This window comes from Neomoorella stamsii (assembly GCF_002995805.1).
Taxonomy (GTDB): Bacteria; Bacillota; DSM-521; order Neomoorellales; family Neomoorellaceae; genus Neomoorella; species Neomoorella stamsii.
The window spans coordinates 1-12,991 of record NZ_PVXL01000048.1; the positions used below are offsets into that span (position 1 = coordinate 1).

General features: G+C 55.0%; 6 protein-coding genes. 2 read left to right on the plus strand and 4 right to left on the minus strand.

Going from position 1 to position 12,991, the window contains the following annotated elements:
* From MOST_RS10850 to MOST_RS10865, 4 genes are all read right to left on the minus strand, one after another.
* Positions 1 to 2,573 (minus strand): ATP-binding protein (locus MOST_RS10850; protein ID WP_106007145.1); only part of this gene is annotated, 2,573 nt, incomplete at its 3' end.
* Positions 2,570 to 5,503, minus strand: coding sequence for a DUF1156 domain-containing protein (locus MOST_RS10855; protein ID WP_208974788.1), 2,934 nt, complete (start codon positions 5,501 to 5,503; stop codon positions 2,570 to 2,572). The genes MOST_RS10850 and MOST_RS10855, both read right to left, overlap by 4 nt.
* Positions 5,500 to 9,033, minus strand: coding sequence for a helicase-related protein (locus tag MOST_RS10860; protein ID WP_054935693.1), 3,534 nt, complete (start codon positions 9,031 to 9,033; stop codon positions 5,500 to 5,502). Before MOST_RS10860 ends, MOST_RS10855 begins: the two co-directional genes overlap by 4 nt.
* A gap of 394 nt (positions 9,034 to 9,427) precedes the next feature.
* Positions 9,428 to 10,315, minus strand: coding sequence for a tyrosine-type recombinase/integrase (locus MOST_RS10865; RefSeq protein ID WP_054935694.1), 888 nt, complete (start codon positions 10,313 to 10,315; stop codon positions 9,428 to 9,430).
* Between the two features lie 254 nt (positions 10,316 to 10,569).
* On the opposite strand from MOST_RS10865, the gene MOST_RS10870 reads away from it, so the two are divergent.
* Together MOST_RS10870 and MOST_RS10875 are read left to right on the plus strand one after the other, a co-directional pair.
* The gene (locus tag MOST_RS10870) at positions 10,570 to 11,160 is read left to right on the plus strand and encodes a hypothetical protein (protein WP_153060783.1); all 591 of its coding nucleotides are present in this window, start codon (positions 10,570 to 10,572) and stop codon (positions 11,158 to 11,160) included.
* Complete coding sequence (locus MOST_RS10875; RefSeq protein ID WP_054935696.1) at positions 11,126 to 12,736, plus strand: hypothetical protein; 1,611 nt, start codon at positions 11,126 to 11,128, stop codon at positions 12,734 to 12,736. Before MOST_RS10870 ends, MOST_RS10875 begins: the two co-directional genes overlap by 35 nt.
* Positions 12,737 to 12,991: the final 255 nt, after the last annotated feature.

A 12,991-nucleotide genomic window follows, 5' to 3' on the forward strand; every position in this document is an offset into this window, starting at 1 on the left:
AATCCGTTTCCGTACGGGAGTACCTGACGACGAGATTGATCTGGAATCGGGTTTCCTAATGATACCAAAGGCGATTCCAGATCAATCTCGTCGTCAGGTACTCCCGTACGGAAACGGATTTTGTCAACCTGGACCTTATACTTTCCATCAGGCCCGAGCTCGGGGGCTGGACCTGAAACGTATGCAAAAAACCCTTCCTGCACACCACGTGCAATGGCCTTGCGGATCACTGCGCTAGTAGTCAAGCGCGTGAAACCCAGGAAGGAATAGAAACCGTCCACGACTTCGCTGGTCCGAACACCAAGCGTGGGTGGCTTGTCTTCACCAAGCCGGAAAAGCTCGACGAGCTTTCCAGGATTGAGGGTGGAGAAGACACGCGGCTGCACCACGGTCAGAAGCTCCATGACCCGCTCATGAATCATCGCTTGCTTCTTGTCGTTGAGCATGGCTTGCAGGGGTCGCCCACCCACAGCCACTTTTTCAAGGCCAATAGCGCCCTCTTCGGTCCGTGGTAACCACACTTCCGAGTAAAGCCGGAGCATGGCAGATTCAGCTGCGGCCCGCTCGGTAGCCTCCCGCTCTCGCAGTTGACTCTTCTGTTCGTCTGTCAGGTTTAGTTGCTTGGCTTTCGCCTTTATCTGCTCCGCAGCCAAAATGTAGCGTACAGATCGCCTTACGATCTCGATCTGGTCCACCGCGGGGACGGCGAGACCAACTCCGTTGCGGTAGTGGCGCAGTCTGTCCCCGTAACTCTGGAGTAGTTCCTTCGCTGTTTCCTCTTGCGTAGGTCGCGGTTGTCCGCCGAACTCAAGCGGTAGGTATGCAATGAGGAAGGATGGGTCATGGTCCGGGATGTCCAGGGATTTCTCTGGCCACACGATCGCCTCACGGTGACCGGCCAGGCGCTCCTCCAGCATTTCTTTGATGCGGTCCACTACCCGTCGTTCGTCACGGGCAACCATCTCAGCCTCTTGTTCGAGGAGGAGCGTGACGTTCGGATCCTTCTTGAAACAGTACCGAACCCCGTCAAAGTGAAGGTAAAGGCACTGCTCCTTGAGCTCTTTCAAGCACGCAAGCGCCGTGGTGCTGTCCAGATCGGGACCGACACATACTGAAAGTAGCTCAGCCTCAGTAATTCCGGGCGGTAGCACGTCGCCCTCCCCGCCCCCCTCGCGGCGCAGGCCGCCAAACGAATGCATGAGAATGGCAGTTGCTAACCGGGTCGCTGGACGGCGGGTGGCGTCGGCGGGATTCTCCTTCGCCCTACGCTCATCGATCCGGCGCACGCGAGCGTTTGCACCCAAGAAATCATGCTCGAGCACGGCCTGGAAGTCGGACTGCTGGCCCACTTCCTTAAAGAAGGCCAGCCTCACTTCCGGGTCGTGGATCGGCACGTCACCTGGTCCAAGGAGAGCGCGGCTCCTTCCTTCGCGGTGAGCCGACCGCAGGCACGCGGCGAGGAAACGCAGCGCGCCGCGCGTGCGTTGGAAGTCGGGGATGGCGGCCCACCGTTCCCGCATTAAGTCAATCAGGGCAGGGTGGAAGGGGTAGGCCGCCCGGATCCTGTCCCGAAGCGCGATACCTTCTTCTTCGGCCTGCTGCCGCTCTGCGTTACTCTGGGCGTGAGCCCGCCGCATTTGGGTAAAGACTTCCTGGTAAGCCATCGCAGCGGGTGCTGAATCTTCCGGATCGGGGAGCTTGGCCAGCAAGCGACGCTGAATAACAGCCAGGATTTCGTTACCCTCAACGGGCTCACGCCGCTGATCCTTTCGGGCCGCTAAATGGTCCACTGTCTGTAAAAGATTGACGTATTCGATTGCCTCTCGCTTGCTTGACTGCAATGAGAAGACCAGTACCGTATTGTTAGTGTTACCAACGGCCACGGTGAACCGCTGGAGAAAGGTGAGCGTCTCGTCGCGCAGTGTGGTATCCTGCACTTTGACACCGCCTGCGCTGATCAGGTAGTTCAGGGTCTCATCAAGGAGGATCAGGTTTGGGCCGTCCGCCAGAAGGGCAAGGATTTCATCGGCACCAGGTGCTACGCGAGCCTCGTCCTGAGCCCGCAGCAGGTCGTAACCCTCTTGTCCCCCAAGGGACCAGGCGATCCATCCCCACATGGTGCGGGCGCGAAAGTCCTTCCCGGGAATGGCCTTACCGTTGGTGGCATCAAAGAATTGGCCATCAAAGACAGCGGTTCGAACAGCCCCTGGCCGCGGCAGACCTTTGCCTTCTTGGACGATATCAAGCGCATCCCGATTTCTAGCCGCATGCAAGAGAGTCGCCAAGGTATGCGACTTGCCACCTCCAAAGGGAGTGATCATCTTCAATACCCGGTTGCCCGCCCCGCCACTAAGGCGCGAAAGTACATCCTGAAGAAGTGATCGCAACCCATTTGTTATGTAGGATGAACGGAAGAAAAGTTCAGGATCGCGGTAGACGGCCGGGACGTTTGGGTTCCCGTCCGCTAGTGGACCAAGGTCGAGTGCGAAGATGTCCTCAGAAAAGTTCTCCGACAGGACATCAGAGTGAAGCGATACAACCTCCACCCAGGGTCTGACTAGATTCGTGCTCAACGGTCACTCCCTCCCCAAAATTGTAGATGCAACTGCCGCTTATCTGGTTGCCCGAATGGGGCCATTACCTCGTCCTCGACCACACTTCTCCAGTTAGCGACGAGCTTCGTTAAGGCCGCCACTTCATGCGTAGGTGAGATGCCCGCCAGCTCGCCACCTTTAAGGGCTGGCCCAGCGAGGACCTGGGCAACAAGCCGCATTTGCTCCCGGTTCACTTGGGCATCTCGTAGGAACTCCTTCACCTTTGCCGGCCGGTTTTCCATGAGCCAGAGCGCGCGGTGTAGCACGTCGATAACCGGCGCTGGTTGGCCGTCTCGGTCTGGCAGCCCGAGCTTTTCGTCGCTTCCCCGCTCGGCGTAGTCGCGGAGCCGGTATTTGTCCTTTTTCTTCTCCACGAGGGCCCTTGAACCATAGGAGAGACCCCCAGGACCGTCCAGTTCCACATGGGTACCGTTGGCAAAGATGATTGCCTCCCCAGCGTCCAGTTCTGTGGTGCGATAGGTGTAGCGCCAAAGAATATAGAATCGTGTGGGTGGATCCACGCCTACTAGGCTTGTCTGCCCTAGCTGTGTTACCTCATTCGAGAGGCGGTTAAGAATAGTGTCCAAAACGACTGTTTCTACTTCGGCGAGGAACCTTTGGGCAGGAACCTCCTCGCCATTTGCATATTCAACCCGGTCATATTGCGTGAAAGCGCGTAGACCTGCCCCGATGCACGCAATCACGAGATCAGCGCCCGAAATGCCTTGATTCCAAAGGTTAACCACTCGCTCGCGGACTATTGCTTCGAGAACCGGTCGCACTTCCTCTTCGTACCTGCCCCGTTTTGGGCTTTCCCGTTTGCGGGCGGTCAAAAATATACTGGATGCCAGCATCGCTTTGCCGACTTTTTTACGTCCACCCCGGGCTTCAGTTGCTAGAGGCCACGCTTCAGTAATCGTAAATCCTGCCCCCCGCAGAGCATCGACCAGCGTTACCCAACCTAGGGTCGTCTTGTGAGCGTAGACAACGACAATCGCACCCCCTGGTTTGAGTACACGCCACGCCTCCCTGAAGGACGCAGTCATTAGTTCCTCGTACCGACGGATCGCTAGTTCCTCATCCCCCTGAAACCGATAGGTGGCCTTAATGGCCTCAACCTTCTTGGGTGTTAGCTCGGATGCGAAATGTTCTGGATAAAGATGGCCAATCCATCGCTTGAGCCAAACGTAGTATCCGTCAGAAAGGTTGCTGTAGGAAACAGAATCATAGTATGGCGGATCCGTAATAATCGCATCGAATGTAGCATCCGAAAGCGGTAACGAGGTAGCTGATCCACGTATTACATATGCGGGGCCTCTCAAAGTTTTGAGATTCTGATACGCCTGCAGGGCCCAACTTAGTGCACTGGCGTACGACCCGCTTGCTTCAGAGAAGGGGTTTGCCTCGACGAAATCCCAAGACATAGGGAACTTGCCGTCACCCCAAGGTCCCTCAATGGTCTGGCGTCCAATGTTGAGAATAGCAAACGCATTATGCTGCGTGATGAGTCGAGAGAAAGTGAGTGCAACGCAAGTAGCCAGAGCCTTGCAGCGCTCCATATCTCCAATACGAGCGACCATTTCAGACCAGGCAGTCCGCAATTGTTCTGCTATGGTCAAAAACATCAAGTTCTGCCGTGGGGTGAAAACGTCACACCATCGGGAAAATCCATAGCGTTGAACATCAAAAGAACGAGGGTTAGCCTCCAACGGCTCAGAAGGTAGCTGTAGGCCTGTTCGTTCGATTACTTCACTTAAGCGCCGGTCCACTTCTGCCTGTATGCCTTCGTCTCCGTTGAATGGAAGATAAACCTTGCCCGGGCGTCCAGGATATGTACACATAACTGCCATAGGCTGGAGCCCGAATCCGGTGCGTCGTCCAATATCCTGAAGGTATGAATTGTCGAGTACTGTTTTACAAAAGGGGCAGACAGCGGTCCCTCTTCTCGATCCCGCCGTGGGATCGAAACCCAACGCCCTTTCTGTTGTAGCTTTTACCACTTCGAAGCGAACACGTCTGGCTCCCTTGGAAGCAACGACCTTAAGAGCTACGAAATTGTTGTCCTCTTTTTGAAGCCATGTCTGGCGTAAAAGCGGCACCTCAGCTCTGCAACTTGGGTTCTTGCAGATGGCCGTACGTGTCCACAGATAAGCAACTGGCGTAAGGTAATCACCATCAGACTTGTTACCGCTTCCCAAGAAGTTTAGTTGCTGACACTCAACTTTTCGACTTTCTGCAGGAGCGGGAATCAATGGATAGAGGTCGCCGATAGCGGCCCTGACTTTTTCGAAGACCCACTCCCCCCAGTAGCGAGTCTCCTCGATAAGGCCTGCCCAGGTACCACCCTTGGTGCAACCTTTGGCATTCGGGTCGGGGCTACCGTATTTCTGCGGATAAACAAGGGTACAGAGTTCAACCAAGTGGGCCACTGGGTTGAGTTCGACCGCGTAGGCATCGCACCCCAAACGAAGTGCTTCTAGTGGAATGGAGCCGCCCCCAGCAAACAGGTCCAGTATCCTCGGCCTCGGAGCATTCCCTTGCTCGATATCCGCGATGGTTACAGTTTGTCCCGTTTCCTGAGAAAGCCGCTTAGCATGGGCCTCGAGAACATGACGTTGTGCTTCTGCAATGGTTTTCAGATTCCCCGGGTATTTACAGAGGCGTTCAAAAAACCTCGCCGCGTTATCCGGCTCTTGTGTCGCTTCTGAATTAGCATCATGAAAGAAACGTGACACCGGGACGAGAGCGCCGTATACCGCAGCACGACAGGCTGAAAGCGGCCGTCTCGCCCACCATAGGTGCAGCGTAGAAATATGGCCTTGGCGCACTGACTTCTCGCGTGATGCCTCGGCGCTTATCGCCTCGATGGGTAAAAAATCCTCGATGAGTCGCTTATCATTATCTATCATGAACTGCCCTCCCTCGCAGCCTGCGCTGCCTCCTCTATTGCCCACGCGGGGATATCGAAATAGCGGGCTGCCACTACTTCGCGCTTGGTATGGTCAAGGTACTTGACCGGGTTGCGAATCTTTAGAGGCTCGGGATCCGGGTTGCCAAGCGGATCCCAAACCACATATAACCAGTAGGTTTCACCAAGCTGGGCCGCCTTGTACCACTCGTTAGTGGTGAGGCGGATTGACTGGCCGCGACTGCGCCCCTTGACCTCAATGCGGCGGATTCCGTTCACCGGGTCGCGGTAGCCTGTTTGAGAATCAGCTGGTCCCAAACTGCGGATATCGAACCCGATCTTGAGGTGTCCCACCCGTTCACATTCCCAACCGCGGGCCGTCTCATACGCAACTACCAGATCCTCGGCCGCCTTTTCCGAACGGCGGCGGACCTCTGGCTCAACGTCCTCCGGAGCGTGGCTCTGTGTGGAGACAAGCGGCCCTGCAGGTAACACCAGTGCCGTAGCTACATGTCGCACCGGTCCATGCCGTACAACCATCAACCGGTTCAATCCCTCTAGGCGCTCACTGCGGGCCCGCTCGAGATCTGCCAACTCATGCTCCGCACGCTGCCGGGCTAAAGCAACGTTTGGATCTGTCACCTCTCGGGCACGCAGGGCCATAATCCGGTCCTGTGCTGCCCGTATGCGGGCGTCAAAGGAGCGCTCCAGGTACTCACGGCAGACCTGTACGAAGTGGCAGCGGTCCTGTTGGCAGCGGCTGCGCAATTCCATTTGATAGCCACCCTTGAGGAAATCCGCCGCGGCGGTCGGATCGAACGGCTCCAGGGATGGCGGGGGCAATGGATGTGCAGGAAGATCCAGTAGACAATCGGCCGGCACTACGGAAAATCGGTCGGATGAGGTGTGCTGGGCAGCAAGTTCTTCACGCACAGCTACCAACTCGGCGTGCAACGTCTGCACCTCACCCTTACTGCTCTCGCCGCGGATTGCAATCTCAAAAAAGTGTAGTCGATACGGTGCTTCTGCAATTTCGTCCAGGTAAACTCCTGCACTGCCTACCAATCCACTCAATACCTCGTTCAACCGCTCGTCAACGGCGGCATATAGCGGGTGGCCCGGACCGAGCAGTACCGCGTCCAGGTGTTGGTCCATGTCCAGGCGCTCTTTGTGGAAGGTAATTTTGCGATAGGACGGCTCCGGCTTCCCAAGCCGACGTACCGCCTTCAGCCGGTCCGAGCGCAGGTCAGCCAGGACATGTTCGATGCGCCACAAGCCATCGGCTCTAGGTTCGACCCTCAGGCCCATCTCCTGGCACGCCTTTAGGAAGTGCGCTTCAACGTAACGGGGCATCAGCCTGCGCTCTTCAGCCTCGGCGTTAACCTGCTGGAAGTCAGAAATGTCCACGTGTGCCCGCGCCAGCGCAATTCCGGTAGCCTGTTCGTATTGCCTGAGCTTTTCGGGGTCGATCCGCTCGATCTGGTCCAGGTAATCATCGAGCCGCCGGGGGTCGGAAGCGGCCTCACGGAGCATATCCGGCAGGTTGACGTCGTTAAGCGACAGCACCTGGCCGATGACATCGAAGACCCGGTCCGCCAATACTGCCCGCATCTTATCCAACTTCTCTAACAGCCGGTGGAGGATGCGCCCCTCGACGATGGGTTGGCCCTCTTCAGACTCGTTGGCGACGAAATTGAATACGTGTACATCCCGCTCCTGCCCTATGCGGTGGATGCGCCCGAGTCGCTGCTCCAGGCGGGTCGGGTTCCACGGGAGATCGTAGTTAATCATGAGGCGGCAAAACTGCAGGTTGATGCCCTCGCCCGCCGCCTCGGTGGCTACGCAGATTTGCAGCTCTGTGCGGAACAACTCCTGGGCGCGTTTCCGTTCGTGGGGGTTCATGCCTCCATGGATCTGGCAGGTGGTGTAGCCCCAGCGCTCCAGGTGTTCACAGAGATAATTGAGCGTGTCGCGGTGCTCGGTGAAAATAAGTAACTTCCCGCGGCCGTCGTTTAGCTCCCGGAACTCCGCGCCGTTCAAACATTCCCGCAGGGCAGCCAGCTTCGAGTCGGCCGCATGGTCCCGCACGCGCCTGGCCTGAACCAATAGCTCCTGAAGCGCGGCAATCTCGGTGCGGAGTTGGTCCAACTCCACAGCAGCGGTAACGTTATCCAGAAGCCGGTCGCGTTCGGTATCGTCGAGATCGTCCTCGTCCAGCTCCCCATCAGTCAAGTGTCCCTGCAACTGTGCCAAGCGGCGGGCACGCTGAGCCGGGGTAAGTTGCTCCAACTCCCTCAACAACTCCTGCTGGCGTTCGAGGCGGCGACGGATCGACTCGTAAATCGCCATGGTCGAGCTAGCCAGGCGCCGCTGAAGGACGGTCCTAGCCAACGCCACACTGGCTTTTCTGCGGCCATCTACCTGGGGAAGGAACTGGTTGATGTAGGCGGTCACAGCCTTGTAGAGGTCGTACTCTTCCCGATTCAAGCGGAAGGTGACGGTGTGGGCGTGGCGGTCCGGGAACAGCCGCCGCCCCCGCAGGTCCCTCAGATCTTCCTTGAGGCGCCGGAGGGCCCAGGGGCAGTCGGGACCCAGGCGGAGGATATCCCGTCGAATCTCCTGTGCTCTATGGCCCACCCGATGGGGCTCAGGGAATACATCGCGGTCCAGCAAGCGGATGAAGTGGGCGAAGCGGTCATCGTCACCGTGGTGGGGCGTGGCCGTTAGCAGAAGCAGATGATCAGCGTTTTGAGCAAGGCGTTCCGCGAGCTGGTAGCGTTTTGTCTTCTCCACCTCGTCGCTCCGGCCAGAGGAGCTCTTCGTATAGGCGCTGCACTTGTGGGCCTCGTCGATAATTACGAGGTCCCAGTGCTCTTGCCAAACTCGTTCACGCACCTCATCCTGCTTAGCGTAGTCAATCGAGGCGATCACTTGTGACGCGCGGCGCCAGGGGTTCACTAACTGCTGCTGGTCTACAGCAGCGAAGATGACCTCAAAGGGCTCTCCGAACCACCGCAGGAGTTCGTCCTGCCACTGGATGGTGAGTGGCGCGGGACACAGGATGAGTACCCGGTCAATGGCTTCCCGCAATTTCAGCTCCTTGATGAGAAGGCCAGCCATAATCGTCTTGCCGGCTCCGGGGTCGTCCGCCAGAAGAAACCTCAACCTGGGCTGTGGCAGCATCTTCAGATAAACGGCCTCAATCTGGTGCGGTAGCGTCCGGATGCCGGAGAGGCTGACGGCAAAGTGTGGGTCGTGAGCATAGGCCAGCCGGATGCGGGCTGACTCGACAAGGAGCCGAATCTTTTCAGCATCCGCGGGGATAACAGGAGCAGGAACGTCCCGTTTCTGGGGGAGCAGAACCGCGACTTCCTCTTCAGAGAGGATGGTTTCGTCCGGCCTACCATCGGGCAAACGTACGCGACACTCATACCCTGAGCCAATAGGCCGTACCGCTTCGAGGATGACAGGCTCCGGAAAGTGGCCAGGCAGATGCACCCGCTGACCGATAGGGAACTCTCTCTCAGTCATCACGGCCCTCCTGTATTTCAGTAACCACGCAAGGTCTGGATACCGTTCAGTTCAGTATGATGCGTTATCTCCTCTCAACGCGACGGCCTCTGTCCCTGCGATAATACCCTTCAAAAACACCCCAAAAGGTCAATTTTGCCTACCTTAAAGAAGCTCCACACCGGATTACTCCTGAGCGTCTGGCTTACGTAAATCCCACTGAAAAACATCATTTGACCTTGGAACCCAAGGTGATGAGGGGGAACAAGATCCAATTTACCCCAATTTGGTTCCGTTTTTCTACTCCATGGTGGCCAAGCGGGTCAGATTGTGGGCCAAAACGGCCCCGGCGAACCAGCAGCGCGCCCCATCAAGCTCGCTTCTCAAACGAAATGTTGAATCCCGGGTCATTGAGTTATCTATCCCAATTGATGCTGCCCACAGCCTTTCTTAAGTCATGTTCACTCGGTGTAACGTAGCGCCTAGTAGTTTCGAGCGAATCATGTCCAGCCAGTTGGGCCACTATCTGCAAAGATTGACCAGCATCAATCAAGTTTTTAGCAAAGGAATGGCGTAGTGAGTGAACCGTCACATCGGTTAGGCCGATGTTGTCCAAGTAGTTGCGCATCTGGTACTGTATACCCCGCTCCGTTAGACGGCATCCCCGTTCAGACAAAAATAAAGCTTTTTCTCTCGTGTTCCCCCTGACATTTAACCAGTTGTGTATAGCACTAGACAATTCCCGATTCATAGGCACAATCCTGTACTTACCGCCTTTTCCGTTTACAACAACCATTGTCCGGTGCTTCAAATCTACATCTTCTACATTTAACGCCGAGACTTCAGAAACGCGTAGTCCACCCTGGAGCATTGTCTGTGCAATAGCCAAATCCCTTTTCTTCTTCCAATCACGCCTTTCTTTTTCTATCTCATGCAGGAGTTTAGCCTGCTCCTGACGTGAAAGCCATCTTGGGGCGAGATTAACCACGGACGACCGCTTCATCTTTAATTTCCTTGTCGGATTCACCTCAGTAAGCTCTTGGTCGGTAAGAAATGCCCAATAGGTTTTTATCGCCGCAATCTGCTTGTTGATGGTTGCTGGAGAATACCCTTTGACTGTCTGTAAAAAACTTCTCCAATCCTGTAGGTCAAGTGCGGTAACTTCTTCCGGATTAAAGACATCCCCAGCCCGCTCTTCGTACCACTGGGCTAAAGAACGAACGGCATAAAGGTAGGCAATAATTGTTTTTTCTCCTTTGCCTTCCGCTTTTAACCACTGTTCGTATTCCATCAAGTAGTCCATATGTACTCCCCCAGCGGTTCGCTATGTTCTAGGACATCCATTTCCTTCTCTTATTATATGTCTTCTAGGACATGTTGGCAAGATTTTCTTATGGTTTCAGTCCTAGAATACATATTCTAAGTAGTCATAGAAATGGACATTTGGAACCCCAAATACGATTTCAAACTTGCGGCACATCCGAAGCAGGTGTGGTGCCATAATATGGAGAATGTGAAATAATAAAACCGCGGAATTTGATGCGAGGGATTGCCAACATGCTACCTGACTTTCCCAAGGTTAAAGAGAAGGTCCTTGAAACTCTTAATAAGCGAATGCAGGCCCGCTCGACGCCATCACCCTTTCAAAATGCGAAACACTTACGTTATCACGAGGGGCATCGCCACCGCATTGTCAGGGCTGATGGTTCAGTGGTTGAGAACGAATTCAAAGAGGCTTCAAGCAAAATCACGTTAGACTTGTCGCAGTGGGATAGCATCACCATGGAAGATATAATCGCCAAGATCGATGCCGCAGCTGAGGAAATGGAATCGCAAATGGCCCGGCATTTTTTCGGTGAGATATCCAAGAGCGTTGAGGAAGTGGGAAATGCGATCGATGCCAAAGGAAAGCCGTTCACTGCAGAAATGTACCTGGAAGCCCTTGAAAAGGTTCAACTGGACTTCTACGAAGACGGAACTCCTCACGAACTCACCTTGGTTTGTTCACCCAAGATGGCACCTCGCATGAAGGCAGAACTCCAACGTCTGCATACCGATCCTGAGCTCGCACGTCGGTATAACGAGTTGATCGAGCAGAAGAGGGATGAGTGGCGTGAAAGAGAGAATTCTCGAAAATTGGTTGGATAGCAGTAACGAAAGAACCTTTGAGGTGCCCTTTTGCTTCATGCTTCTCTCTCAAGGGTATACCGTAATTCACATGACCCGTCATAGCAGCATGGAAATGGGTAAGGATATCATCGCTATTGACCCCCAAGGAGTTCCCTGTGCGTTCCAGCTCAAGTCGTCTCCTAGTAGGAGTATCACGCTGACCCAGTGGCGGACTGAAATAGAACCCCAGGTTCATGATCTTATGCTAGGTAAAATCGTGCACCCATCCTTTCCATCTTCCACGCCTCACCGATCGTATTTGGTCACAAACCGAGATCTGAATGAAGAAGTACAACGGGCGATCGATGATCTAAACCGGGGCTGGGAGAATCGCGGCCACTCGGAAATTCGGCTGGAGACAATTGTGCGGGGCCAATTGTTGAAGATGGCGCTAGATCATACACCCACCCTTTGGCCGGCAGAGCTTGCCGATGTTAAGATCCTGCTAGAACTCTTTCTTGAGGATGGTCCGGGACCGCTGCCCAAGGCTAAGGTTTCCCATCTCCTAGAGACCACCATGGGGCTACACAGTAACGAGGTGCCGTCCGAAGCACAACTGGTCCGCACAGCGGCAAGTTCTGCCCTGCTCTGCGCGCTTGCTACATCGCCGTGGTCACGAGCAGAGAACTATGCCGCCGAGATCGAAGCATGGATGATATACATCGCCGCCTTGCTGGCGGCGTGTGAACGGTGGGGGATTACCCAGTATGAGATACATAATAGCTTGGAAATAGCGAAAAACGCGATCTTTCGTTTGCTCGGCAAGCTATGTGAGGAACTGCGCACGCGATCGCATCTAGTGGAAGGCAATGCACTGGCTGATCCGCCGTTGCTTCGGGTGCGTGTAACCCAACTGATTGGACTGATGAGCGTCTATGGCCTGTGGCAAAAAATCCATGGCCAACAAAACAAGGAGCACTTCGAGTTCGTTCGTGATTTCTGCCTCACGAGGGGGCCTCAGATGGTGGTGTGGGGCGAGGGGGCAGTTCCACAGTTTCTGGCCTATTACTGGTTCCTCAAGGAGATTGATGCATCGCCCAATAGCGATTTTATGCTTATGGGCTTACTGAAACTCATCGCAACCCAAAACGGTAAGCAAGGGCCTTCGCTTGCGGACCCCTACCAGAACGCCGAGGACGCTTTACTAGAGGCCCTCGGCTTCTCAGAAAAGGAGGGCAAGGATTCAACCGAGCCATCCGGCGTCTCTTACATGGCCAAAGGACTCCTGCACTTGGTAGCCAAGCGGAACTGGAAGCAGCATTTGCGAGGTATATGGCCCGACCTAACCCGGCTTGCATTCCTGGAATTCGAGCCGGCAGAGCCCTGGCAGCATTACCTGTGGCGATCCGAGTACGGTACCAACGTGAGTGAATATCCGCCGCTAACCAAACATTGGGAGGATCTTCGGAAAGAAGCAATTGATTGTCGGGACAATAGCCTGCCTACAATCCTGAGGCAGCATCCGGTTTTGATGCTTCTGTTCATTATGACGTATCCCCACCGTGCCACGCCAGAGGCTGTGAAATGGTTAGATAAGATGTTACGGAAGTTCTAAGCCTTCGGGCTTATCCTATGAGTTTTCCCTTGGGAATAGAATAGTTGGGAGGTGGGTTCGGCGTTGTCATCGGCTGGTACATACTACGCAACAACCGAGGGAATCAACCCCTCGGTTCGCATATTAATTAGACATAATGGAAGGGCCAGCCCCACAGTAGCGATACGTAGGTTATATTGGTACAATAGAGACCAATACAGAGCTACAAGCTAAGGAGGCTGGCAAGATGAATTATACCACATATGTAGGGCTGGA